This window comes from Burkholderia sp. Tr-20355 (assembly GCF_017104685.1).
In the GTDB taxonomy this organism is placed as follows: Bacteria; Pseudomonadota; Gammaproteobacteria; order Burkholderiales; family Burkholderiaceae; genus Burkholderia; species Burkholderia seminalis.
The window spans coordinates 1-24684 of the sequence record NZ_JAAGPK010000122.1; the positions used below are offsets into that span (position 1 = coordinate 1).

26 protein-coding genes, 1 tRNA gene, 1 other RNA gene, 1 pseudogene and 1 riboswitch are annotated in these 24684 nt (G+C 67.2%); of the genes and pseudogenes, 13 read left to right on the plus strand and 16 right to left on the minus strand.

What is annotated here, in order from left to right:
• A partial coding sequence (locus G3N62_RS24840) for an alpha/beta hydrolase (RefSeq protein WP_206141328.1) occupies positions 1-642 on the plus strand: 642 nt, incomplete at its 5' end.
• A gap of 101 nt (positions 643-743) precedes the next feature.
• Here G3N62_RS24840 and G3N62_RS24845 read toward each other — a convergent pair.
• The gene (locus G3N62_RS24845; protein WP_124609508.1) at positions 744-1481 is read right to left on the minus strand and encodes an SDR family oxidoreductase; all 738 of its coding nucleotides are present in this window, start codon (positions 1479-1481) and stop codon (positions 744-746) included.
• Positions 1482-1601: 120 nt separating this feature from the next.
• Between G3N62_RS24845 and G3N62_RS24850 the strand changes: the two genes are divergently transcribed.
• Positions 1602-2504, plus strand: a complete 903-nt coding sequence (locus tag G3N62_RS24850; protein WP_049036359.1) for a LysR family transcriptional regulator — start codon at positions 1602-1604, stop codon at positions 2502-2504.
• A 28-nt stretch (positions 2505-2532) separates the two neighbouring features.
• Here the strand turns inward: G3N62_RS24850 and G3N62_RS24855 are convergent, their stop codons facing one another.
• The 4 genes from G3N62_RS24855 to G3N62_RS24870 form a co-directional block, all read right to left on the minus strand.
• A complete protein-coding gene (locus tag G3N62_RS24855) occupies positions 2533-2700 on the minus strand; it encodes a hypothetical protein (RefSeq protein ID WP_167361874.1) in 168 nt (55 codons plus the stop codon).
• Positions 2701-2851: 151 nt separating this feature from the next.
• A tRNA-Leu gene (locus tag G3N62_RS24860) sits at positions 2852-2936 on the minus strand.
• 93 nt (positions 2937-3029) lie between these two features.
• Positions 3030-4187, minus strand: coding sequence for an ABC transporter substrate-binding protein (locus G3N62_RS24865; RefSeq protein WP_124670978.1), 1158 nt, complete (start codon positions 4185-4187; stop codon positions 3030-3032).
• A gap of 64 nt (positions 4188-4251) precedes the next feature.
• Positions 4252-5193: a CysB family HTH-type transcriptional regulator gene (locus tag G3N62_RS24870; protein WP_034186287.1), complete on the minus strand. Its 942-nt coding sequence runs from the start codon at positions 5191-5193 to the stop codon at positions 4252-4254.
• Positions 5194-5407: 214 nt separating this feature from the next.
• On the opposite strand from G3N62_RS24870, the gene G3N62_RS24875 reads away from it, so the two are divergent.
• From G3N62_RS24875 to cobA, 6 genes are all read left to right on the plus strand, one after another.
• Positions 5408-7087 (plus strand): nitrite/sulfite reductase, encoded by a 1680-nt coding sequence (locus G3N62_RS24875; protein ID WP_034186286.1) that lies wholly within the window; start codon positions 5408-5410, stop codon positions 7085-7087.
• Positions 7088-7112: 25 nt separating this feature from the next.
• On the plus strand, positions 7113-7664 hold the full coding sequence (locus G3N62_RS24880; RefSeq protein WP_124670977.1) for a DUF934 domain-containing protein: 552 nt from the start codon (positions 7113-7115) through the stop codon (positions 7662-7664).
• Positions 7661-8404 carry a phosphoadenylyl-sulfate reductase gene (locus G3N62_RS24885; protein WP_034186284.1) on the plus strand — a complete coding sequence of 248 codons (744 nt, stop codon included), beginning with the start codon at positions 7661-7663 and terminating at the stop codon, positions 8402-8404. Before G3N62_RS24880 ends, G3N62_RS24885 begins: the two co-directional genes overlap by 4 nt.
• A 75-nt stretch (positions 8405-8479) precedes the next feature.
• Complete coding sequence (cysD, locus tag G3N62_RS24890; protein WP_034186283.1) at positions 8480-9442, plus strand: sulfate adenylyltransferase subunit CysD; 963 nt, start codon at positions 8480-8482, stop codon at positions 9440-9442.
• A 22-nt stretch (positions 9443-9464) separates the two neighbouring features.
• Entirely contained in the window at positions 9465-10781 is a 1317-nt protein-coding gene (locus tag G3N62_RS24895) for a sulfate adenylyltransferase subunit 1 (RefSeq protein WP_034186282.1), read from the plus strand.
• 87 nt (positions 10782-10868) lie between these two features.
• Positions 10869-11618: a uroporphyrinogen-III C-methyltransferase gene (gene cobA / locus G3N62_RS24900; protein ID WP_124670976.1), complete on the plus strand. Its 750-nt coding sequence runs from the start codon at positions 10869-10871 to the stop codon at positions 11616-11618.
• Positions 11619-11740: 122 nt separating this feature from the next.
• Here the strand turns inward: cobA and G3N62_RS24905 are convergent, their stop codons facing one another.
• From G3N62_RS24905 to lptF, 3 genes are read right to left on the minus strand one after another with little or no spacing between them, the layout of a single operon-like run.
• Positions 11741-12124, minus strand: coding sequence for a CbiX/SirB N-terminal domain-containing protein (locus G3N62_RS24905; protein ID WP_124670975.1), 384 nt, complete (start codon positions 12122-12124; stop codon positions 11741-11743).
• A 27-nt stretch (positions 12125-12151) separates the two neighbouring features.
• Positions 12152-13300, minus strand: coding sequence for an LPS export ABC transporter permease LptG (gene lptG, locus G3N62_RS24910; protein WP_034186280.1), 1149 nt, complete (start codon positions 13298-13300; stop codon positions 12152-12154).
• Positions 13301-13303: 3 nt separating this feature from the next.
• Entirely contained in the window at positions 13304-14395 is a 1092-nt protein-coding gene (gene lptF / locus G3N62_RS24915) for an LPS export ABC transporter permease LptF (protein ID WP_034186279.1), read from the minus strand.
• A 122-nt stretch (positions 14396-14517) separates the two neighbouring features.
• Here lptF and G3N62_RS24920 point away from each other — a divergent pair, with 122 nt between their 5' ends.
• Genes G3N62_RS24920 through G3N62_RS24930 form a run of 3 tightly spaced genes read left to right on the plus strand, consistent with a single transcriptional unit; the run spans position 14518 to position 17213 of the window.
• Positions 14518-16029, plus strand: coding sequence for a leucyl aminopeptidase (locus tag G3N62_RS24920; protein WP_034186278.1), 1512 nt, complete (start codon positions 14518-14520; stop codon positions 16027-16029).
• A 34-nt stretch (positions 16030-16063) separates the two neighbouring features.
• The gene (locus G3N62_RS24925; RefSeq protein WP_021160787.1) at positions 16064-16480 is read left to right on the plus strand and encodes a DNA polymerase III subunit chi; all 417 of its coding nucleotides are present in this window, start codon (positions 16064-16066) and stop codon (positions 16478-16480) included.
• 25 nt (positions 16481-16505) lie between these two features.
• Positions 16506-17213, plus strand: coding sequence for a DUF2486 family protein (locus tag G3N62_RS24930; protein ID WP_124670974.1), 708 nt, complete (start codon positions 16506-16508; stop codon positions 17211-17213).
• Between the two features lie 143 nt (positions 17214-17356).
• Here the strand turns inward: G3N62_RS24930 and G3N62_RS24935 are convergent, their stop codons facing one another.
• Positions 17357-17683 (minus strand): c-type cytochrome, encoded by a 327-nt coding sequence (locus G3N62_RS24935; RefSeq protein ID WP_034186276.1) that lies wholly within the window; start codon positions 17681-17683, stop codon positions 17357-17359.
• A gap of 126 nt (positions 17684-17809) precedes the next feature.
• Positions 17810-19483, minus strand: a complete 1674-nt coding sequence (gene ilvD, locus G3N62_RS24940; RefSeq protein ID WP_124670973.1) for a dihydroxy-acid dehydratase — start codon at positions 19481-19483, stop codon at positions 17810-17812.
• 134 nt (positions 19484-19617) lie between these two features.
• Between ilvD and G3N62_RS24945 the strand changes: the two genes are divergently transcribed.
• The gene (locus G3N62_RS24945; RefSeq protein WP_124670972.1) at positions 19618-20532 is read left to right on the plus strand and encodes a LysR family transcriptional regulator; all 915 of its coding nucleotides are present in this window, start codon (positions 19618-19620) and stop codon (positions 20530-20532) included.
• 98 nt (positions 20533-20630) lie between these two features.
• A complete protein-coding gene (gene lgt / locus G3N62_RS24950) occupies positions 20631-21521 on the plus strand; it encodes a prolipoprotein diacylglyceryl transferase (RefSeq protein WP_034186273.1) in 891 nt (296 codons plus the stop codon).
• A 108-nt stretch (positions 21522-21629) separates the two neighbouring features.
• On the opposite strand, the gene G3N62_RS24955 is transcribed toward lgt, so the two are convergent.
• The 6 genes and pseudogenes from G3N62_RS24955 to G3N62_RS24980 form a co-directional block, all read right to left on the minus strand.
• Positions 21630-22370, minus strand: coding sequence for an SIMPL domain-containing protein (locus G3N62_RS24955; RefSeq protein ID WP_034186272.1), 741 nt, complete (start codon positions 22368-22370; stop codon positions 21630-21632).
• A 181-nt stretch (positions 22371-22551) separates the two neighbouring features.
• Positions 22552-23013, minus strand: coding sequence for an EVE domain-containing protein (locus G3N62_RS24960; RefSeq protein WP_034178770.1), 462 nt, complete (start codon positions 23011-23013; stop codon positions 22552-22554).
• Positions 23014-23083: 70 nt separating this feature from the next.
• Positions 23084-23265: non-coding RNA, 6S RNA (gene ssrS, locus G3N62_RS24965), on the minus strand.
• Positions 23266-23346: 81 nt separating this feature from the next.
• Positions 23347-23661, minus strand: a complete 315-nt coding sequence (locus G3N62_RS24970) for a cell division protein ZapA (RefSeq protein ID WP_011352906.1) — start codon at positions 23659-23661, stop codon at positions 23347-23349.
• Positions 23658-24008, minus strand: coding sequence for an ATPase (locus tag G3N62_RS24975; protein WP_034186271.1), 351 nt, complete (start codon positions 24006-24008; stop codon positions 23658-23660). Before G3N62_RS24975 ends, G3N62_RS24970 begins: the two co-directional genes overlap by 4 nt.
• Before the next feature lie 154 nt (positions 24009-24162).
• Positions 24163-24415: riboswitch (cobalamin riboswitch) on the plus strand.
• Between the two features lie 154 nt (positions 24416-24569).
• A pseudogene (locus G3N62_RS24980) lies at positions 24570-24684 on the minus strand (hydroxyquinol 1,2-dioxygenase); the annotation flags it as partial.

A 24684-nucleotide genomic window follows, 5' to 3' on the forward strand; every position in this document is an offset into this window, starting at 1 on the left:
TACCTGCTCGAATTCGTCGATGCGCTCGGCGTCGCGCGGCCCGTGCTGGTCGGGCACGACTGGGGGGCGCGCGCGGTCGCGAACGCGTGCGGGCTGCGCGACGGCGCCGCGTCGCATCTGGTGATGCTGTCGGTCGGATACGGCACGAACGATCCACGCCAGCCGCTGTCGCTGCAGCAGGCGCGCAACTACTGGTATCACTGGTTCATGGCGACGCCGCGCGGCGAGCAGGCGCTGCGCGACGATCGCCGCGCGTTTGCCCGCCTGATGTGGGACACGTGGTCGCCGGCCGGCTGGTATCGCGACGGCGACTTCGAGGCGGCGGCGGCCGCGTTCGACGGTCCCGACTGGATCGACGTCGTGCTGCATTCGTACCGGCATCGCTGGGGCTTCGCGCCGGGCACGCCGGCTTATGCCGACGACGATGCGCGGCTGAACCCGGCGCCCGTGCTGTCGCTGCCGACCCTCGTGTTGCACGGCGGCGCGGACACCTGCAACCATCCGGACAGCTCAGCCGGGCGCGAACGGTTCTTCGCCGGCCGCTACGAGCGGCAGATCCTGGACTCGGTCGGACACTTTCCGCAGCGCGAGGCGCCGGCGGCCGTCGCGGACGCGATCCTGCGGTTCTGCGAGCGCGATTGACGCGCTGAGCAGGCCGAAGCCGCTGGACGCACCGGTGACGAGGACAACTTGCTTCATGGTCGATCTCCTGGCGGAAAGATGAGACGGCTCCGAGCGGTTCGTCAGCACATGCCGCCGTTGGCGCGCAGGATCTGGCCGTTGATCCACGCGCCCTCCGGGCCGGCGAGGAACGCGACGACGCGCGCGATGTCGTCAGGCTGGCCGAGCCGCTCGAGCGGGTTCAGCTTCGCGAGCCGATCGACCAGTTCGGGGCTCTTGCCCTGCAGGAACAGTTCGGTCGCCACCGGCCCCGGCGCGACGGCATTCACACGGATGCCGCGCCCGCGCATTTCCTGCGCGAGCACCTGCGTGAGGCTTTCGACCGCCGCCTTGCTGGCGACGTACACGCCGTAAGTCGGCATGCGCATGCCGATCACGCTGGTCGACAGGTTGATGATGGATCCACCGTCGCGCACGCGTCTTGCCGCTTCGCGGCATACGTTGAACGTGCCTTTCACGTTGATGGCCATCGTTTCGTCGAAGAGCGCGTCGTCGCAGTCGGCGATCGCCGCCAGCTTCATCACGCCCGCGGAATTGACCACCACGTCGAGGCCGCCGAATGCCTCGCGGGCGGCGTCGAACAGTGCGGCCACGGCCGCCGGGTCGGCGACGTTCGCCTGCACCGCGATGGCCTGGCCACCGTCGGCGACGATCGCGTCGACCACTTCGCGGGCCGGCCCGGCGCTACCGGCATAGTTGACGACGACCCGGAAGCCGTCTCGCGCGAGTGCGCGGGCGATTTCAGCACCGATGCCACGCGACGAACCCGTGACGAGGGCGACCTGTTCCGATGTGCTCATGTCCTGCTCCTGATGAGGGTGGAATGCCGTTCGATCCGGCGACAGGATTGACTGTAGGCTTCCTCGATCAATAAAAATAATGAATAATGATCAGTCAATAAATGACTAAAAGTATGTCTGATGAGATTCGACAGCAGGCTGCTCAGCGGTATCGGCGTGCTCTCCGCGGTGATCGAGGCCGGCACCTTCGCGCGGGCGGGCGAGGCGATGGGGCTGACGCAACCGGCGGTGAGTCGTGCGGTCGCCCGGCTGGAAGAACGGGTCGGCATCCGGATCTTCAACCGGACGGCACGCGCGATCACGTTGACTGACGAAGGGCGACGCTTTTACGAGGCGGTCGCGCCGCTGCTGGCCGGCATCGAGGAGGCGGCGCTCGACGCCGGCCAGTCGAAGGCGCGCGTGAAGGGGCGGCTGCGCGTGAACGTGGACGGCACGTTCGGCCACTACGTGCTCGCGCCGCGGATGGCGGCATTCCTCGACCGCTTTCCCGACCTCGAGGTCGAGATCAGCGCGCGGGACCGAATGGGCGACCTCGTCGCCGACGGCTTCGATGTGGCAGTGCGCTTCGGCATCCCGGAGCCGTCGTCATATCGTGCGCGACTGCTGCTCGAGACGCGCGTGTTGACCTGCGCGTCGGCCGCATACGTCGCGCGGCATGGCGAACCGCGGCACCCTCGCGATCTCGCGGACGGTCACCAGTGCGTGCTGATCCGCGATCCGGTGACGGGGCGACCGTACGAATGGGAATTTCATCGAGGCAAGGAAGTCGTGCCGGTCGACGCCGCCGGCCGGCTGACGGTGAACGATACCGGCGGGCTGCTCGGCGCGTGCCTGGGCGGCGTCGGCATCGCGCAGTTGCTCGAACTCTATGCGCGCGACGTCCTTGCCGAAGGGCGATTGGTCCAGTTGCTGCCGGAATGGGCGGACGAGACGTTCCCGCTTTATGCGTATCACCATGCGTCGAACCTGGTCGCCGCGAAAGTGCGGGTGTTTCTCGATTTCGTCCGCGAATTGATGGCCTGAGCACGTCGGGCGGCAGGACGCCATCGGTTCATTCGGTGCGATGCGGAATATCGTCCGGGAACGGGTAGGGCGCATGCGGCCCCGGCCAGTCGGGCACCGGCGGTTCGCGAAGCAGGTTGCATCCGCCCAGCATGATCGACAGCAGGGCGACGAGCACGCCGACGCGGGTCGGGCGTGAAATCACACGCTTGGACATGGCTTGCCTCCGTGCCGCGTTCCCTGATGCTTGGACTGCCGGGGGCGGGGGCGCGTTGCGGCGCGCATCGCATGCGGACAAAAACAAAAAACCCGCGAAGCGGCGAGCTTGCGCGGGTTTCGAGTGCGCAGCGCATGACGCTGCGAAAGACTGGTGCCCAGGGCCGGAATCGAACCGGCACGCCTTGCGGCGGGGGATTTTGAGTCCCCTGCGTCTACCAATTTCACCACCTGGGCTTGTTCGTGGCCGCGCAGGCGAGTGCGCGGCGAAACGCGGATTATGGCGGAAATCCGGATGCCGGGCAAGCCACCCCGGCATCCGGGCGCCAGTCACTGGCTCAGGTAGACGAACCGGCCTTGCTTCACGATCCCCATCACGCTCGCGCGCTGATCGAGCCCCACGTGATCCTTGTCGCTCGTGTTGACGACGCCGTTCGGCACGACGAGTTCGTGCGCGCGTTCGAGCTCGTGCCGCAGCGCGGCGCGGAACGCGGGCGTGCCGGGTTGCGCCGCCTTCAGCGCGCGGCCGACCGCGTCGGCGAGGCGCGGGTAGACGCCCGCCGCGTCGCCCGCGAACTGCGTGACCGTGCCGGCGCCGTACTTCGCCTCGTACGCGTCGACGAACGCGAGCGCGGCCTTGCGGGCCGGATGGTCGGCCGGCAGCGTGCGCGCGACGACCACCGGCTGGGTCGGGAACAGCGTGCCGTCGACGTCCTTGCCACCGAGCTTGATGAATTCCGGCGTCGCGATCCCGTGCGTCTGGTAAATCGGGCCCTTGTAGCCGCGCTCGATCAGCGTGCGCTGCGGCAGCACGGCCGGCGTGCCCGAGCCCGCGATCAGGATCGCGTCGGGTTTCGCCGCGATCAGCTTCAGCGCCTGGCCGGTGACGCTCGCGTCGGTGCGGTTGAAGCGCTCGGTCGCGACGACGCGGATCTTGCGGAGATCGGCGAAGCGCGTGAACTCGTTCAGCCAGCTGTCGCCATAGCTGTCCGCGAAGCCGATGAAGCCGACCGTCTTCACGCCGTGGTTCGCCATGTAGCGCGTCATCACGTCGGCCATCGCCCGGTCGCCTTGGGCCATCTTGAACGCCCAAGTGCGCGCGCCTTCCTGCGGCTCGACGATCGCGCCGGAGCCGACCAGCGTGATCATCGGCGTCTGCGCGGCCGCGACCGCGTCGAGCGCCGCGAGCGCGGCCGGCGTGATGTTCGGCCCGACCACGACGTCGACGTGATCCTCGTCGACCAGCTTGCGGATGTTGCGCACCGCGGCGCCCGGATCGGATGCGTCGTCGAGCACCGTCACCTGCACCGGCTGGCCGGCGATCGTCTTCGGCCACATCAGGATCGCGTTCTTGCTGGTGATGCCGATCGCGGCGGCCGGGCCGGTCGACGACAGGTCGACGCCGACCTTCAGGTCGGCATGCGCGGCCGCGCAGGCCAGGATGAGGGCGGCGCCGGCGGCGCGGCGCAACAGGGCGGGAAGCGTCATGCGGGAATCTCCGTCGGGCAGCAAAAAGGGGCGCGATATGCGCCCCGCTGTTTATACACGCCGGTCAAAGCTCGTACGATTCGGATTCGCCCTTGAGCGCCTGCTCGATCAGCTTGCGGTTCAGGGTCGGCGACAGCAGTTCGACGAGCGTATACACATAGCTGCGCAGGTAGGCGCCCTGCTTGAGCGCGACACGCGTCACGTTGCTGCCGAACAGGTGGCCAACCGGAATCAGCCGCAGGTTGCGGTCGCGCTCCGGGTTGAACGCGATGTCGGCCATGATGCCGACGCCGAGGCCGAGTTCGACGTAGGTCTTGATCACGTCGGCGTCGATCGCCTCCAGCACGATGTCCGGCGACAGCCCGCGCAGCGCGAACGCATGGTTGATCTTCTTGCGGCCCGCGAACGCGTCGTCATAGGTGATCAGCGGGTACTGCGCGAGATCGTCGAGCGTCGGCGGCTTGCGTTCGAGCAGCGGATGGTCGGCCGGCACGACGGCCGCATGGTGCCACTGGAAGCAGGGCAGCGACACGAGCTCCTTGTAGTCGGAGATCGCCTCGGTCGCGATCGCGAGATCGGCCTGGTCGTGGATCACCATCTCGGCCACCTGCGTCGGGCTGCCTTGCAGGATCGACAGGTGCACCTTCGGGAAGCGTTTCTTGAATTCGGCGATCGCGGCCGGCAGCGAGTAGCGGGCCTGCGTGTGGGTCGCGGCGATGGTCAGGTTGCCCTGGTCCTGTGCGGCATAATCCTTCCCGACCCTTTTAAGGCTTTCAACCTCCTGGAGGATCCGCTCGACCGACGCGAGGATGATCCTGCCCGGCTCGGTGAGCGAGCGCACGCGCTTGCCGTGCCGCGTGAAGATCTCCACGCCGAGCTCGTCCTCGAGCTCGATGATCGCCTTGGATACCCCCGGTTGGGACGTGTAGAGCGCCTTCGCGGCCTCGGTGAGGTTGAAATTCTGCCGGACGGCCTCGCGCACGAAGCGAAATTGGTGCAGGTTCATTTATAACCCTTCCGCATATCAACAGAATTTTTTAGTCGTTTGAAATATAAGGCGAGTTTATTACGATTCACCCGAGTTTTTCAAATATGGATATCTGTTTTCGTCATTAGCAATCCAGCCGGTAGCGGATGGGGGCGATGACGGCGGAACGGAGATTCGGGCGCGACGTGGCTAGGACGTCGCGCGGTCACCACGAAAACCCTGGGGTCCCCGAATGTATCAGTACGACCAATACGACCAGACGATCGTCGACGAGCGTGTCGCGCAGTACCGCGATCAGGTGCGCCGCCGGCTGTCGGGCGAGTTGAGCGAGGAAGAATTCCGTCCGCTGCGCCTGCAGAACGGCCTGTACATGCAGCGTCACGCGTACATGCACCGCATCGCGATTCCGTACGGCAACCTGCGCAGCGACCAGCTCCGGATGCTGGCGCGCATCGCCCGCGAACACGACCGCGGCTACGGTCACTTCTCGACCCGCTCGAACATCCAGTTCAACTGGATCGAGCTGGAAGACACGCCCGAGATCCTCGCAAAGCTCGCGTCGGTGCAGATGCACGGCATCCAGACGTCGGGCAACTGCATCCGCAACATCACGGCCGACCAGTTCGCCGGCGTCGCGCAGGACGAGGAGATCGATCCGCGCCCGTGGGCCGAGATCCTGCGCCAGTGGTCGACGTTCCATCCCGAATTCGCATGGCTGCCGCGCAAGTTCAAGATCGCGGTGTCGGGCTCGAAGGACGACCGCGCGGCCGTGCAGATCCACGACCTCGGCGTGTACCTGAAGAAGAACGCGCAGGGCGAGGTGGTCGCGAGCATCCTCGCGGGCGGCGGTCTCGGCCGTACGCCGATCATCGGCGCGGTGATCAAGGAAGACCTGCCGTGGCAGCACCTGCTGACCTACTGCGAAGCCGTGCTGCGCGTATACAACCGTTACGGCCGGCGCGACAACCTGTACAAGGCGCGCATCAAGATCCTCGTGAAGGCGCTGTCGCCCGCGAAGTTCGCGCAACAGGTCGAGGAAGAGTGGCAGCACCTGAAGGACGGCCCGTCGACGCTCACGCAGGCCGAGCTCGACCGCGTGTCGCAGTATTTCGCGCCGCCCGTCTACGAGAAGCTGGCCGACACCGACGCATCGTTCGAGCAGCACCTGCTCGAGAACAAGGCGTTCGCGCGCTGGGTCGAGCGTAACGTCGCGCCGCACAAGGTGGCCGGTTATGCGGCCGTCACGCTGTCGCTGAAGGATCACCGCGTGGCGCCGGGAGACGCGACCGACGCGCAGATGGAACTGGTGGCCGACTGGGCCGACGCTTACTCGTTCGGCGAGCTGCGCGTGTCGCACGAGCAGAACCTGATTCTCGCGAACGTGAAGAAGCGCGACCTGTTCGCGTTGTGGGAAAAGGCGAAGGCGGCCGGTTTCGCGACGCCGAACATCGGCCTCCTGACCGACGTCATCGCGTGCCCGGGTGGCGATTTCTGCTCGCTCGCGAACGCGAAGTCGATCCCGATCGCGCTGGCGATCCAGCAGCGTTTCGACGATCTCGACTATGTGCACGACCTCGGCGACCTGTCGCTGAACATTTCCGGTTGCATGAACTCGTGCGGCCACCACCACGTCGGCAACATCGGCATCCTCGGCGTCGACAAGGACGGCGCCGAGTGGTACCAGGTGTCGCTCGGCGGCGAGCAGGGCACGGGCCGGAACGGCGCGCGCCTCGGCCGCGTGATCGGGCCGTCGTTCTCGGCGGAAGAAGTGCCGGGCGTCATCGCGAAGCTGATCGACACGTTCGTCGAGGCGCGCATCGACGGTGAGCGCTTCGTCGACACGTACGACCGCATCGGCCTCGCGCCGTTCAAGGAGCGCGTGTATGCGGCGCGCCAGGCAGTGAACGCGTAACCCACCGGCTACAAGGAATTTGCAGATGGCTTCGATTATCAAGAACCGCGCAGTGATCGACGACGCATGGCAGGTCGTGCGCGCGGCGGAAGACGGTGCGCTGCCCGCGGTCGACGCATTGCCGGCCGGCAAGGTGCTGGTGCCGTTCGCGTTTTGGCAGGCCGAGCGCGCGGCGCTCGTCGCCGCGAAGACGAAGGACGAACTCGGCGTGTGGCTCGCGCCGGACAGCGAGCCGGCCGATCTCGCGGCCGATTTCGGCGCGATTTCGCTGATCGCCGTCGATTTCCCGCGCTTCGCGGACGGCCGCGGTTACAGCATCGCGCGCCTGTTGCGCGAGCGTCACGGCTGGACGGGCGAGCTGCGCGCGATTGGCGACGTGCTGCGCGACCAGCTGCTGTACCTGTCGCGTTGCGGCTTCGACGCATTCGCGGTGCGCGCCGACAAGGACATCCACGACGCGCTGAACGCGTTCGCGGAATTCACGCAGCGTTACCAGGGCGCGTTCGACGAGCCGGCGCCGCTGTTCCGCCGCCGCACGCCCGACGTAGCGACGCCCGACGCGAAGGTGAGCGCATGAGCACCGCCACCGCGCTGACGCCGGAACTCGCCGCGAAGGTCGAGCGCCTCGACGCACTGCTCGCGCGGATCGGCGCCCGTCACGACAAGGTGAAGTTCGCGAGCAGCCTTGCGGCGGAAGACATGCTGCTCACGCACGCGATCCTGTCGAAGGGCGTGTCGATCGGCATCTTCTCGCTGAATACGGGCCGCCTGCACGCGGAAACGCTCGGCATGATCGACCGCGTGCGCGAGCGCTACGGCTACGAGATCGAGCAGTTCCACCCGCGGCAGGACGCGGTCGACCAGTATGTCGCGGAGCACGGCCTGAACGCGTTCTACGAGAGCGTCGAGCTGCGCAAGTCGTGCTGCCACATCCGCAAGGTCGAGCCGCTGAACCGCGCGCTGGCCGACGTCGGCGCGTGGGTCACCGGCCAGCGCCGCGAGCAGTCGGTCACGCGGGCCGAGCTGCACGAGGAAGAACAGGACGAAGCGCGCGGGATCGCGAAGTACAACCCGCTGGCCGACTGGACGGAAGCCGACGTATGGGCGTACCTCGACGCGTTTGACGTGCCGGTCAACCCGCTGCATGCTCGCGGCTACCCGAGCATCGGCTGCGAGCCGTGCACGCGGGCGATCCGTCCCGGCGAGGACAGCCGGGCGGGCCGCTGGTGGTGGGAATCGCGCGATACGAAGGAATGCGGCCTGCACATCTCGATCACGCCGATTCCCGCGGCGGCCGATGCTGGCGCCGCGCACTGAACGCCTACAAGAAACTGACTATTGCGCCGCCCGCGACAGCGGGCGGCACGAACCCAGAAGAGAAGGACTGAAATCATGAGCACGACGCTCGAGCAATCCGCCTTTGCCCCGGCCTCCGGCGCGGACAGCCGCATGGGCCACCTCGACTGGCTCGAAGCCGAGTCGATCCACATCCTGCGCGAGCTGGTTGCCGAGTGCAGCAAGCCGGCGCTGCTGTTCTCGGGCGGCAAGGATTCGGTCGTCGTGCTACATCTGGCCCTGAAAGCGTTCGGCCTCGGCGCGAACCGCAAGACGACGCTGCCGTTCCCGCTCGTGCACATCGACACGGGCCACAACTACGAGGAAGTGATCGACTTCCGCGACCGCCGCGCGCAGGAACTGGGCGCCGAGCTGGTCGTCGGGCACGTCGAGGATTCGATCAAGCGCGGTACGGTCGTGCTGCGCCGCGAGACCGATTCGCGCAACGCCGCGCAGGCCGTCACGCTGCTCGAGACGATCGAGGCGCACGGCTACACCGCGCTGATCGGCGGCGCGCGCCGCGACGAAGAGAAGGCGCGTGCGAAGGAACGCATCTTCTCGTTCCGCGACGAATTCGGCCAGTGGGATCCGAAGGCGCAGCGCCCGGAACTGTGGAGCCTGTACAACGCCCGCCTGCACAAGGGCGAGCACCTGCGCGTGTTCCCGATCTCGAACTGGACCGAGCTCGACGTGTGGCAGTACATCGCGCGCGAGAACCTCGAACTGCCGTCGATCTACTACGCGCATCAGCGCGAGATCGTGCGCCGCAACGGGCTGCTCGTGCCCGTCACGCCGCTCACGCCGATGCGTGAAGGCGAGTCGAGCGAGTTCGCGCAGGTGCGCTTCCGCACGGTCGGCGACATCAGCTGCACGTGCCCGGTCGAGAGCGATGCGGACGACGTCGAGAAGATCATCGCCGAGACGGCAGTGACCGAGATCACCGAGCGCGGCGCGACCCGGATGGACGACCAGGCCTCCGAAGCCGCGATGGAACAGCGCAAGAAGCAAGGTTATTTCTGAAGCACACGAGGACATTCACATCATGAGCATCATCGAGAACACCGAAGACCTCGGCGTGCTGCGCTTCATCACCGCAGGCAGCGTCGACGACGGCAAGAGCACGCTGATCGGCCGCCTGCTGTACGACAGCAAGGCCGTGCTGTCCGACCAGCTGTCCGCGCTGTCGCGTGCGAAGAACAAGCGCACCGTCGGCGACGAGCTCGACCTCGCGCTGCTGACCGACGGGCTGGAAGCCGAGCGCGAGCAGGGCATCACGATCGACGTCGCGTACCGCTATTTCGCGACCGCGAAGCGCAAGTTCATCATCGCCGACACGCCGGGCCACGAGCAGTACACGCGCAACATGGTGACCGGCGCGTCGACCGCGCACGCGGCGATCATCCTGATCGACGCGACGCGCGTGACGATCGAGAACGGCGTCGCGGAACTGTTGCCGCAGACCAAGCGCCACAGCGCGATCGTCAAGCTGCTGGGGCTGCAGCACGTGATCGTCGCGATCAACAAGATGGACCTCGTCGACCACAGCGAGGCGCGCTTCAACGAGATCCGCGATGCGTACGTCGCGCTCGCGAAGCAGCTCGGCCTGACCGACGTGCGCTTCGTGCCGGTGTCGGCGCTGAAGGGCGACAACATCGTCGGCGCGAGCGAGCGCATGCCGTGGTACGCGGGCGAGCCGCTCCTCGACGTGCTCGAGTCGCTGCCGGTCGAGACGCAGGCGCATGACGCGCTGCGCTTCCCGGTGCAGTGGGTCGCGCGCCAGGACGGCAGCTCGGCCGACGACTTCCGCGGCTACATGGGCCGGATCGAGTCGGGCGAAGTGAAGGTAGGCGACGAGATCGTCGTGCTGCCGTCGAACCGCACGGCAACGATCGCCGAGATCGTCGCGCCGGTGCCGGGCGGCACCGCGTCGGTCGCGCACGCGTTCGCGGGCCAGACGGTGACGATCCGCCTCGAGGAAGATGTCGACGTGTCGCGCGGCGACATGTTCGTCACGACCGCCGAGCCGGTCGAGCCGGCGAAGAAGCTCGAGGCCGACCTGTGCTGGTTCGACGAAGCGCCGCTGTCGCCGCAGCGCAAGTACCTGCTGAAGCAGACCACGAGCACGGTGTTCGCGAAGATCGGCGCGGTCAAGCAGGTGCTCGACGTGCATACGCTGTCGCACGCGACCGACCGTCAGGACCTGAAGATGAACGACATCGGCCGCGTCGCGCTGACGCTGCAGAAGCCGATCGTCTGCGACACGTACGATGCGCACCCGGGCACCGGCGCGTTCGTGCTGATCGACGAGGCGACGCACCACACGGTCGCCGCCGGCATGATCCGGGCGTTCTCGGCGTAATCGTCAATCTGCGCGGCGAACCGCGCCGCCGCACGGCGGCGCGGGCCGCCCGCAAACGTCCGCAAGGACGAAGCGAAGCGACAAAACATGGGCAAGGTGTATCTGATCGGAGCAGGGCCGGGCGCGGCCGACCTCATCACGGTGCGCGGCATGCGGCTGCTCGAGCAAGCCGACGTCGTGCTGCACGACGCGCTCGTCGAGCCGGCGATGCTCGACTACGCGCCGAACGCGCGAAAGATCGCGGTCGGCAAGCGCTGCGGGCAGCGCTCGACCGCGCAGCATTTCATCAACAAGCAGATCGTCGATGCGGCGCGCGAACACGCGTGCGTCGTGCGGCTGAAGGGCGGCGATCCGATGCTGTTCGGCCGCGCCGAAGAGGAAATGCGTGCGCTCGAGGCGGCCGGCATCGACTACGAGGTCGTGCCGGGCATCACCGCGGCGCTGGCCGGCGCCGCGACGCTGAAGCGATCGCTGACGTTGCGCGGTGTGTCGCGCAGCGTCGCGTTCGCGACGCACAGTCGCGCGCCGGGCAGCGACGAGATTCGCGAAGCCGCGCGCGCCGATTCGATCGTCTACTACATGGGCCGCGACAGCGCGCCCGGCATCGCGCAGGAGCTGATCGACGCCGGCCGGGCGCCGGCGACACCCGTCGCGATCGTCGAGGCATGCAGCACCGTGCGCGAGCGCTCGCTGACGCTGACGCTCGCGCAGATGGCGGCGGGCGACGCGCAGGCGTGGCTCGATCCCGCCGAACCGAGCCTGCTGATGATCGGCGATGCATTCGCCGAGCGCGTGCGGCTCGCAAAAGACAGCGACGCGTTGCGCAGTGCCGCTTGAGTCGCGCGCGCGGCGCGGCCAAGCGAGGTAGCGATTGCTGCCGGATTGCCGCCGGTTCGCGGGCGTAAAAAAAGCGCCGGCTTTCGAAGCCGGCGCTTTTTTGTTTGGGGCGGCGGATTCGCTCAGGCGTCGTCGCCGAGCTGGCCGAGACAGTAGCGTGCGATCGCGTCGAGCACGCCGTCGTCTTCGCCGACGGCCGTCGCGCAGCGGATCTCGACCGCCGGATGCGCGGTGCGGCAGGCATCGACGAGCTGCGGCAGGTCGCGGCGGACATGGCCGCCCTGGCCGAAGAACACGGGCACCACGGTGATGCGCGTGCAGCCGGCGGCGACTTGCGCGGCAACGGCGACGGCGAGCGACGGCGTCATCAGCTCGAGGAACGCGAGCGACACGCGCGGGGCAGCGGAGCCTGCGCCGCGCAGCCGCGCGGCGAGCCGCTCGAACGGCTCGGCCCAGCGCGGATCGCGGGCGCCGTGGCCGAACAGGACGATGCCGTGCGAACTCATGTCGATGCCTCCGTCGTCATGCGGCACTCAGTGCCGGTCGACCCACTTGAGCGCGAACAGGCCGAGCGCGAGATAGATCAGGCCCGGGGTCGCCGCGGTGAGCGGCGCGGGCCACGTGTTCAGCGTGCCGATGTGCGAGAACAGCGTGTTGAGCAGCTGGAAGCTCATGCCGAGCATGATGCCGCCGAACACCTTCACGCCGACCACGCCCGCGCGCGTGTGCAGGTACGCGAACGGCAGCGACAGCACGAGCATCACGAACACCGCGAACGGATACAGCAGCTTGCGCCACAGCGCGATGTCGTAGCGCTGGGTGTCCTGCTGATTCTCGCGCAAGTGCTGGATGTAGCGGAACAGGTTGATGAGCGACATGCGCTCCGGCGACACGAGCAGCACCGACAGGATCTGCGGCGTCAGGTCCGAGCGCAGCCGGTATTCGGGCAGCGACACCTGCTGCGACCGGTACACGGGGTTCAGCGCGTCGGCCGGCTGGCCGCTGACCGGCTTGATCGGCGTGAGCTCCGTCTCGGTGACGCCCTTCAGCAGCCAGTGGCCAGGCGGTTCGTAGCGGCCCGTCTGCGCGATCCGGACGTTCTGCAGCTGAAACTTCGAGTCGAATTCGTAGATGCGCACGTTGCTGATCGTCGAGTCGGGCGACAGGCTGCCGACGTTGACGAAGCGCGTGACCTGCTCGCCGTTTTCGCGGGCCGCGAGCGTGTCCTTCACCCACACGCCCGACTGGAAGTTCGACGACACCGATGCGCCGAGCGCCTGCAGCCGCACGCGTTCGGACAGCTGGTCGGCGTACGGGCCGACGAATTCGCCGATCAGGTAGGTGACGATCACGAGCGGCACGCCGATCTTCAGCAGCGAGCGCAGCGCCTGGTTGGTCGCGAGGCCCGACACGCGGAAGATCGTGAATTCCGAGTTCGCGGCCATCTGCGCGAACACGTAGATCGCGCTGATCAGCGCGGCGACCGGGATGATCTCGTAGAAGCGCGACGGCGTCTGCAGCGCGACGCGCAGCACCGCGTAGCCGAACTTGTAGTTCCCGTGCCCGACCGAGTTCAGTTCGCTGATCAGGTCGAAGAAGAAGAACAGGCCCGAGAACGCGAACAGGATGAAGATGAACGTGACGTAGATCTGTCGCGCGAAGTACTTTTCATAGAGCCGCATCGATCATGCTCCCGAGCGGCCGAACAGCGCGCGTGTCAATAACGGACGATTGCGCACGCGCAACCAGAAGATGAACGCGACGATCGCCGCGACGACCAGGTGCAGGCCGACGAGGCCCACGCCGAACGACATCTTGCCCTGCTCGATCTGCGCCTGCACGACGTTCAGCAGGTTCGAGTAAGTAAGGTAGATCAGCACGGCCATCACGAGGTTGATCGTGCGGCTGCGTCGCGGGTTCTGGTACGACAGCGGAATGCCGAGCACCATCAGGTTGATCGCGATCAGCGGCAGCCCCGCGCGCCACGCGAATTCCGCGAGGTTGTCGCGCGTCGGGTTGCGCAGCAGGTCGGGCGTCGGCGTGCTGTTGGTGGTCGGCACGTTGGTGACCGGGGTGCTGGTGATCTTCACGCCGTAGCGCTCGAACTCCATGATCTTGAAGTTCGGCTGGCCGGGCGTGCCGTCGTAGCGGCGGCCGTCTTCCAGGACGACGAAACGGCTGCCGTCGCGCGTCTCCGTATGACCCGTCTGCGACACGACCACGTTGACCTTGCCGTTCTCGGTCGACGTGACGAACACGTTCTGCACCTTGCTCTGGTCGGGCGTCATCTTCTCGATGAAGAACACGCGGTGGTTCGCGGCCGACTCGCGGAACTGGCCCGGCGCGAGCAGCGAGATCTCGTCGCGCTGCTGGAAGCGTGCCTTGATCATCTTGCTCTGCTGGTTCGACCACGGCCAGCCGACGAACGCGAAGAAGGCGATCAGCAGGACGATCGGCGTGGCGAACACGCCGATCGGCTTGATGAGGCGCGTGAGGCTCACGCCCGACGCGAGCCACACCACCATTTCGGAGTCCCGGTACCACCGGGTCAGCACGAACAGGATCGACACGAACAGCGTGACGACGAGCATCACGGCGAGATAGCCGATCACGGTCAGGCCGATCAGCACGAGCACGTCCCGCGGATCGATTTCACCGGACGCGGCGTAGCCGACGATGCGGATCATCATCGTCGTGAGCATGATCGTGAGCAGCACCATGAACACGGCGCCAGCCGTATACGCAAGCTCGCGCTGGAGGGAGCGTTCGAAGATCATTCTTGATGAGAAGAGGGCGGGAGGCGGCGCACGCGTGGTGGAGCGCTCGCGCCGCCACGGGAAAAATAGCGGATAATTGCGGCTTTCATCCTTAGCCCAGATTTTATCCGAGGACAAGCGCGATGGACTTTAGCATAAAAGGCTGTGATTGGAGCAAAGGCGAGGCCAAGGGGTTCCTGACCGGGAAGTCCGACTGCATCGTGCTCGGCATCTTCGAGGCGCAGACGCTTTCGGGCGCGGCGCTCGACATCGACACGGCCACCAAGGGGCTGATTTCGCGCATGGTGAAGGCCGGCGACATGGACGGCAAGCGCGGCAAGACGCTGTTCCTGCACGAAGTGTCGGGCATCGGCGCGTCGCGCGTGCTGCTCGTCGGCCTCGGCAAACAGGATGCTTTCAATCAGAAAGCCTATAACGACGCGGTGACGGCCGCGTGGCGCGCGCTGCTGGCGACCAAGGTCGTCCAGGTCACGTTCTCGCTCGCGCAACTGCCGGTCGACGAGCGCAGCTCCGACTGGGGCGTGCGTGCGGCGATTCTCGCGCTGCGCAACGAGACCTACCGCTTCACGCAGATGAAGAGCAAGCCGGAACCGGCGTCGCACACGCTCAAGCGCGTCGTGTTCAGCGTCGACCCGGCCGACGAGAAGGCCGCGAAGGTCGCGGTCAAGCAGGCCGTCGCGCTCGCGAACGGGATGGATCTGACCCGCGACCTCGGCAACCTGCCCGGCAACGTCTGCACGCCGACCTACCTCGGCAACACCGCGAAGAAGATCGCGAAGGATTGGGGCCTGAAGGCCGAAGTCCTCGGGCTCAAGCAGATCCAGGCGCTGAAGATGGGCTCGTTCCTGTCGGTCGCGCGTGCGTCGGTCGAGCCGCCCCAGTTCATCGTGCTGCACTACCAGGGCGCCGCCGCGAAGGCCGCGCCGGTCGTGCTGGTCGGCAAGGGCATCACGTTCGACACGGGTGGCATCTCGCTGAAGCCGGGCGAGGGCATGGACGAGATGAAGTACGACATGTGCGGCGCCGGCTCCGTGCTCGGCACGATGCGCGCGGTCGCCGAGATGGGGCTGAAGATCAACGTCGTCGCGATCGTGCCGACCTGCGAGAACATGCCGGGCGGCAACGCGACGAAGCCGGGCGACATCGTCACCAGCATGAAGGGCCTGACGATCGAAGTGCTGAACACCGACGCCGAAGGCCGCCTGATCCTGTGCGATGCGCTCACGTATGCCGAGCGCTTCAAGCCGGCGGCGGTGATCGACGTCGCGACGCTGACGGGCGCGTGCGTGATCGCGCTGGGCGGCCACAACAGCGGCCTGTTCTCGACCGACGACGCGCTCGCGGGCGAACTGCTCGACGCGTCGCGCGAGGCGAACGATCCGGCGTGGCGCATGCCGCTCGACGACGAGTACCAGGACCAGCTGAAGTCGAACTTCGCGGATCTCGCGAACATCGGCGGGCGTCCGGCCGGCGCGGTGACGGCCGCGTGTTTCCTGTCGCGCTTCACCGACAGCTACCCGTGGGCCCACCTCGACATCGCGGGCACCGCGTGGAAGGGCGGCGCGGCGAAGGGGGCGACGGGCCGTCCGGTGCCGTTGCTCGCGCAGTTCCTGATCGACCGCGCCGGCCAGTGATGGCGGTGCAGACGACGATGCGGGTACGCGGGCAATGACGCGGATCGATTTCCACTCGAACGTCGGCGATTCGCTCGCGTACGCGTGCCGGCTGCTGCGCAAGGCCTACCAGGCCGGGCAGCCGGTCGTCGTGCTCGCCGAGCCCGCGCGCCTGCGCGCGCTCGACGAGCGGCTCTGGACGTTCTCGCCGCTCGATTTCATCCCGCATTGCGGCGTCGACAGCGAGCACGCAGCCGGCACGCCGATCGTGCTGGCGGCCGATCTCGACCGCGCGCCGCATCACCACGTGCTGCTGAACCTCGGCGCGGCCGTGCCCGCGCAGTTCGCCCGCTTCGAGCGTCTGCTCGAAGTGGTCGGCAATGCGCCGGACGAGCTGGCCGCGGGCCGCGACCGCTACCGGTTCTACCGCGACCGCGGATACGCGCTGAACAACTACAAGCAGGGCAGCTAGCCGAAACCGTCGACGGAGTGTTGCCGTGACACAAGCCGATTCAACCTCGATCCCGACGCTGACCGACGTGCTGGTGCCGGGCAAGCCGGTGCCGGCGCGCGCGTCCGCGCCCGGCGCGCCGCAGCCGCACGAGCGCACGGCGATTCCGGTGCTCACCGACGTGATCGCACCGGGCGATGCCATGAAAACCGGGGCCGACCCCGAAGCCGTCGTGGTCGAGCCGGTGCCGACGCCGCACGTGCCGGCGATCGCGTTGCCGGGCGACGTGGCAACGGCCGAGGCGGCCGCGATGGGCGAAACCGATGCGCCGGCCGAAACCGGCGCCACGGAGCATGTGGTCGCCGAAGACACGGCGGCGATGAATGCACCGCTGCGGTCGTCGCTGGCCGACGACACCGTGCCGCGGCACGCGCTCGCCGCGATGGCGCATGAAGCGGCCGGGCCGGCGCCTGAAACGGCGATGCCGGATGCCGCCGCGGCAGCAGGGCTGACGCCGGAGGATGCGCAGCACATCGCCGAGCGCCTGCGCAATCGGCTGACGAACTATCTGACCGGAGCGGGCCGCGACGCGATCGAGGAACGCTGTCGCGACGCGCTGCATGAGCATTCGGCCTGGCTCGTCGGGCAGGTCACGCGCGAGGTGGCGCTCGCGCTGGAGACCGAGGTCATGGACTGGGTCCGCGACGCGGTCGATGAAGAGATCGCACGCCGCCGCGCCGGCCATTCCGGCTGAACGCGCGGTCGCTCCGCGGCGGGAAAGAGGGCGCGGTCCCGGCAAGTGCCGGTAAGGTGGCCGTCAAGGCACCGGCCGGCCGGTGCAGGGCCGCCTGACGGCAACGCGCGGCACAACGGCGACCGGTGTCCGGGGCATCCGGATCAGCGCACCGACAGCACCCATTGCGCGAGCGTATGGGCTTCGGTATTCGTCAGTTGCGTATTGGCGGGCATCGGCACGCTGCCCCATACGCCGACGCTGCCTTTCACGATCGATTGGGCCAGGTAGTCGACGGCGTCGCCGCGTGCCGCGTACTTGCCGGCGATATCGTGGAACGACGGGCCCATCAGCGGCTTGCTCACCGCGTGGCAGGCCATGCAGTTCTTGCGCTGCGCCAGCGCGAGCCCGTCGGCCTGGTCGGCACGCGCGGCGGCCGCGCCGCCGGCCAGCAGCGTCACGAGCAGCGCGCGCAATATCGTCTGTTTCATGCGGTTCTCCGCCGGCGGGGACAGCCGGCTTCATGGTCCGCGCATTATAGAAGCAAAGGGAAGGCGCGTTTTGCGCGTTCCCCGGCGGCCGTGCCTGTTGGGGCCGCATGCCGCGACGCGCTCACGTCACCCCGTAACGGCCCCCTGGTTCGCCGGCCGGGCGAGCGCCGCGAATTTCGCGAGCACGCCGCGCGTATAGCGGGGCGCCGGCTGGCGCCATGCGGCGCGGCGGCGTGCGAGCTCCGCGTCGTCCACATTCAGCTGCAGCAGCAGCCGGTGCGCGTCGATCGTGATCGAGTCGCCTTCCTGCACGAGCGCGATCGTGCCGCCGACGAACGCCTCCGGCGCGACGTGGCCGACCACCATGCCCCAGGTGCCGCCCGAGAAGCGGCCGTCCGTGATGAAGCCGACCGATTCGCCGAGCCCCTTGCCGATGATCGCGGAGGTCGGCGCGAGCATTTCCGGCATGCCGGGGCCGCCTTGCGGGCCGAGATAGCGCAGCACGAGGATGTCGCCCGCGCGGATCCGGTCGCCGAGGATCGCATCCATCGCGCTCTGTTCGTCGTCGAACACGCGGGCCGGGCCGGTGATCACCGGGTTCTTCAGGCCGGTGATCTTCGCGACCGCGCCGTCTTCCGCGAGATTGCCCTTCAGGATCGCCAGATGGCCTTCCTGGTACAGCGCGCGGTCGATCGGGAAGATCACGTCCTGGTCGGCGCGCGGCACGCTCGGCACGTCCTTCAGTTCGTCGGCGATCGTGCGGCCGGTGATCGTCATGCAGTCGCCGTGCAGCAGCCCCGCGTCGAGCAGGATCTTCAGCACCTGCGGAATCCCGCCGGCGCGGTGCAGGTCGGTCGCCACATACTTCCCTGACGGCTTCAGGTCGCAGATCACGGGCACGCGCTTGCGGATGCGCTCGAAATCGTCGATCGTCCAGTCGACCTCGGCCGCGTGCGCGATCGCGAGATAGTGCAGCACCGCATTGGTCGAGCCGCCCGTGGCCATGATCACCGACACGGCGTTCTCGATCGCTTCCTTCGTGATGATGTCGCGCGGCTTCAGGTCGCGCTTCACGGCCTCGACGAGCACCCGCGCCGAGTCGGCGGCCGAATCGACCTTCTCCTGGTCGGGGTTCGCCATCGTCGACGAATACAGCAACGACATGCCGAGCGCCTCGAACGACGAACTCATCGTGTTCGCGGTGTACATGCCGCCGCACGAGCCCGACGTCGGGCACGCGTTCTTCTCGACCCCTTCGAAGTCCTCCTGCGACATCCGGCCCGCGGTGAATTCGCCGACGGCCTCGAACGACGACACGATCGTCAGGTCGCGGCCCTTCCAGTTGCCCGGGCGGATCGTGCCGCCGTACACGTAGATGCCCGGCACGTTCAGGCGCGCGAGCGCGATCATGCCGCCCGGCATGTTCTTGTCGCAGCCGCCGACCACCACCACGCCGTCCATCCATTGGCCCTGCACGCAGGTCTCGATGCAGTCGGCGATCACCTCGCGCGACACGAGCGAGTACTTCATCCCCTCGGTGCCCATCGACATGCCGTCCGAAATCGTCGGCGTGCCGAAGATCTGCGGATTCGCGCCGGACGCCTTCACGGCCTCGACGGCCGCGTCCGACAGGCGCTGCAGGCCGGAATTGCATGGCGTGATCGTCGAATGGCCGTTCGCGATGCCGATCATCGGCTTGTCGAAATCGTCCTTCTGGTAGCCGAGGGCGTAATACATCGAGCGGTTCGGCGAACGGGCCACGCCTTGCGTGATGTGCTTCGAGCGACGGTTGTACGACATGGGGGGCTCCATCGTTGTGTGGGCGTCGCTCGTGAGGGCGCGCCGGTTTGGGTCAATCAAGAATGGAGTTTCCGGATTGTGATGTCCAATATATTATTTATCGCCTATTAAGTCTTTTTTCGAATGAGTCAAGCATGGCCGATCCGACACCCGACTTGCGCCAGTGGCGTTATTTCGCGACCGTGGCCGACGAACGCCATTTCGGCCGCGCGGCCGAGCGCCTGTCGATGACGCAGCCGCCGCTGTCGCAGGCGATCCGCGCGCTCGAGGACGCGCTGGGCGTCGCGTTGTTCGTGCGCACCAAGCGTTCGGTGGCGCTGACGGCGGTCGGCGCGGCGCTGTTGCCCGACGTGCGCCGGCTGTTGGCATCGGCCGATGCGCTGCCGCCGCTCGCGCGGCGGCTCGCGCGCGGCGAGGCCGGCTCGCTGTCGCTCGCGTTCGTGTCGACCGCGGATTACGGGCTGCTGCCGTCGCTGCTGCGCGCGTTCGGCGCACGCTATCGGCAGGTGCGTCTGCAGCTCGCGGAGGCGACGAGCGACGTGCAGATCGATGAACTCGTCGCCGGGCGCATCGACGCGGGGCTCGTCATTCCACCGGTGCCGCCGCGCCACGCAGCCGGCCTGTCGTACCTGCCCGTGGTGCGCGAGCCGCTGGTGGTCGCGATGCCCGCCGCGGCATCCGATGCGGCCGAAGACGTGCCCGTGCACCTCGCCGAAGTGGCCGCGCTGCCGCTCGTGATCTTTCCGCGCCGTTTGGCGCCCGGCTTTTATGACATCATTACGGGCTGCTACGGCGCGGCGGGGGAAACCCCGCGCATCGGCCAGGAGGCGATCCAGATGCAGACGATCGTCAGCCTCGTGTCGGCCGGCATGGGCGTCGCACTGGTGCCGCAATCGCTGCGTAACCTGCGGCGCACCGGTGTGGTCTACCGGCCGCTTGCCGGGCACGCGCCGGTCGTCGAGACCGGCCTCGTGTGGCGCACGGGCGACGTGAGTCCCGTGCTGGCCGGCTTCATCGACGTCGTGCGCGCGCACGGCCCCGCCGCGTGACGTGAACGATGGCGCGCCGGTGCCGTCCAATGCGCGGTGCCGCGTAGTGCTGCGCAGCGCGACTGCCGTACCGCATTCGAAAACTTCTTCGCTAACCCATGATCATTCACCCGAATTTCGACCCCGTTGCGATCCATCTCGGGCCGCTGGCCGTGCGCTGGTATGGCCTCATGTATCTCGTCGGCTTCATCGCGGCGATCGTCGTCGGCCGGATCCGCCTGAAGCTGCCGCATGTCGCCGCGCAGGGCTGGACCGCGAAGGACATCGACGACATGATGTTCTACGGCGTGCTCGGCACCGTGCTCGGCGGCCGGCTCGGTTACGTGCTGTTCTACAAGGCCGATTTCTATTTCTCGCATCCGCTCGACGTGTTCAAGGTGTGGGAGGGCGGCATGTCGTTTCACGGCGGCTTCCTCGGCGTCACGCTCGCGATGATGCTGTTCGCGTGGCAGCGCAAGCGCCCGTGGCTGCAGGTCACCGACTTCGTCGCGCCGATGGTGCCGACGGGGCTCGCGGCCGGGCGCCTCGGCAACTTCATCAACGGCGAGCTGTGGGGCCGCGTGACCGACCCCGCCGCACCGTGGGCGATGCTGTTCCCGGGCGCGATGCGCGACGACGCGGCCTGGCTGCCGAAGCATCCGGCGCTCGTCGAGCAGTGGCATCTCGCCGACGTGTTCATGCAATACCAGATGCTGCCGCGCCATCCTTCGCAGCTCTATGAAATCGCGCTCGAAGGCATCGCGCTGTTCTTCGCGTTGTTCTTCTTCGCGCGCAAGCCGCGGCCGATGGGCGCCGTGTCCGCGCTGTTCCTGATCGGCTACGGCCTCGCCCGTTTCACGGTCGAGTTCGCGCGCGAGCCCGACGACTTCCTCGGCCTGCTTGCACTGGGCCTGTCGATGGGGCAGTGGCTGTCGCTGCCGATGATCCTCGCGGGCGTCGCGCTGATGGCCTGGGCGTATCGCCGCCGTGCGGCGAACGCCGCCGCGTAATGTGAAATCGATGCGCGCGCAACCGTCGCGCGCATCGGCAATCTGCAGGCGCATAAAAAACGCCGGCCCTCGGGCCGGCGTTTTTCGTTTCCGACAACGCGTGGCGCGTTACTTCATCTGCACCGAGCCGTTGACGGTAACCGACACGGTCGCCTTGCCGCCTTCGACCGCGATCGGCGCGCTCATCTTCGCGCTGTCCATCGGCGCCGCGGCCATCGCCATCATGCGCGGGTACGGCTGCACGTTGCGGCCGCTGCCGACGTTCACGTCGCGAATCGTGTAGCTGCTGTAGCCGAATGCCTTCGCGGCTTCGTCCGCGCGTGCGCGGAACGACTTGATCGCCTCGGTCGTGAGCTTCTGCTCGGCCGTGCGCTGCGCTTCAGGCGACAGCGAGAACTCGACGTTCGCGACCTGCATCAGGTTCGACAACTGGCCCGCGAGCTTCGACGCCGCGGCGAAATCGCGCGATTCGAGCGCCACCTCGGTACGGCCGCGCCACGCGGAAATCTTGCCGTCGCGATCGGTGCTCGGATACACGGAGAATGCACCCGTGTGTGCGGTGACGCCCGACACGCCCTTTGCCTGCGACAGCGCCGCGTCGGCGCGCTGGTTCAGCTGCGCCGTCAGGCTGCCCGGATCCTTGGCCTGCTGCTCGTAGAACAGCGTGATGTGGATGATGTCCTGCGGCACGTCGGCGCTGGCTTGCGACGACAGCGACAGCACGCCTGCCGGCTCGGGGAAATGCGGGTTGGCGGTTTGCGCGTGCGCGGCCGGCGACGCGAGCGTCAGCGCGACGGGAACGGCGGCGGCGAGGGCGAGCGACAGCGCGAGAGCGGATTTCTTGGTCATTGTTGGACTCCTTGTGCGAGGGCGCGCACGCGGATCACGCGTGCACGACGCGGGCGTACCGCGCGACGAAATAAACGACGGCCGGCCCGATCGGCCGACAGCGGTTGCTTAGGCTGCGCAAAAGTGCCGCGAGTTCCGTGCCGGCCGCGCGTGCTGACCAGATTTGACCTTTGGCGCGCGCCTACTTCATCAGCTTTTCGGTGATGAAGCGCCATTCGGCGCGCGTCACGGGTGTGATCGACAACCGGTTGCCGCGGGCCAGCACGCGCATGTCGGCGAGTTCGTCGTGTTCGCGCAGTGCGGCAAGCGGCACGAGCGGCGACTTCTTCACGTAGCGCACGTCGACGAGCAGCCAGCGCGGCGCTTCCTGCGTCGATTTCGGGTCGTAGTAGGGGCTTTTCGGATCGAACTGCGTGGGATCGGGGTAGGGTGTCGACGACACTTCGGCGAGGCCCGCGATGCCCGGCTCGGGGCAGCTCGAGTGATAGAACAGCACGCCGTCGCCGATCTTCATCGTGTCGCGCATGAAATTGCGCGCCTGATAATTGCGCACGCCGGTCCACGGCAGCGAGCGCTGCGGAGCGTTGGCGAGATCGTCGATGCTTGCTTCGTCCGGTTCGGACTTCATCAGCCAGTATTGCATGGATCGTGATCGACGCAGAAAGGGCTGCTACAAAAGAAAACGGCACCGGGACTCGCCCGATGCCGTTGGATAGGCCCCCGCCTTGGCCGCTAGGCCGGCATCCTGAACCTGGGGTTCAGAATTGGTCGCAGTTAGCAGCACTTCGGGTACATCAGACAGAGTGACGCGCGCGCCCGTGCTACAAATTTCCGCAACCGTGCACATGGCATTGGTTCAAGGAATATATGACCTTGGCGAACCAGGCAGGGAAGCTGACTGAACTGTGATTCGATGCGCCAATTTGACCACCGTTGACCGCCGAGATCAAGGGGAATCGACGCATCGTTTGAAACGTTACTGCGTCTCGTGCTGTGCGAGCACCGCGCCGAGCTGTTCGTTCATCTGGTGCATTGTACGACGGATTTCCTCCGCCGGAAATGCTTCACCGTGCCGCACGCTCGTTTGCAGCCGCAGCAATTCCGATGCGAGCGACAGCGCCGCCATCACCGCAATGCGATCGGTGCCGCGTACCGAACTGTTCGAGCGGATTTTCGACATTTCGGCGTCGACGCGCGCGACGGCCTCGAGCAGTGCCGCTTCGGTCTCGGCCGAACAGGCGAGCCGATAGGCCTGACCGAGAATCGAGACTTCGATCTGCTTGGTGCTCATGCATGTTCTCCGTGGCTGGCCGCGTCATCGCCATCCGGGCGTGCCTGCGCATCCAGCAGGTCGAGCTGGTTGTCGGCTTGCTCCGCGCTTTTCGAGCGCGGCAGCTTTTCGAGAATCGCGTTCAGTTTCACCTGGGCGTCGTCGATCTTTGCCGACAGCGTGTCGCGCTCGGCCGCGAGCGCATTGCGTTCGTCGCGCAGTGCCGCGAGTTCCGCGCGGACCGTGTCCGCTTCCGCGCGCAATTGCGCGACCTGCTCCTCGAGCGCGAGCCGTTCCGCGTGATAGCGCTTGTTCAGCGAAATCAGACGGCCAATATTTTGAGATAAGGTTTCGAGTTCGTTGAGCATTTGCTGCGTCCTCTAAAGACCCAGCATTTTAGCGCGGAATAACGCGCAATCCGACATCTGTAACGTTTCCAGTCGTAACACCCCGGCTTCTTGCCGCGAATCGGTGCTTCCCGTGCGTGTCCGGATGCTTCCTTGACGCTCGCGCGACCGGCTCCTAAACTGGCGCCGCCTCGGTGCTCGCGCGTGGCACGCGCGGTTAAACGGGAAGCAGGGCGTGCGCTCCGGGAGCGTGCCAACCTGCGCTGCCCCCGCAACGGTAAGCGGCCGCGTCCGTCGACGCAGGCCGGCTCGGGCGCGTTTTGCGTGCAGGTGTCGCACGCGGGCGCGGGCCACTGCGCGTGAAACGCGCGGGAAGGCGAGCCGGACCGCCGCCAGCCCGGATACCGGCCGAGACGGGAAGCCCGCACGGGTTTCATGACGCGCGGCCTGCGGGGAGGCGGGGCGCGCAACGCTTCACGGAATGTTCTTCGATGCTGACCCCAATCGTCCGCGCGGCGTCCCCGTCACGTCCGGCCGGCCACCTCGAGCGGATGCGCCGCGCATCATGCGCGCGGCCGTGCACGGCATCGCATGCGTGCGCGTCTGGCCTTTCGCGGGCCAGCTGATCTTCACGAAGTATTCGTCGCGCTGGAATTCGAATTCGCCGAGCTGGAAGCGGCGGTAGCCGGTCACGGCA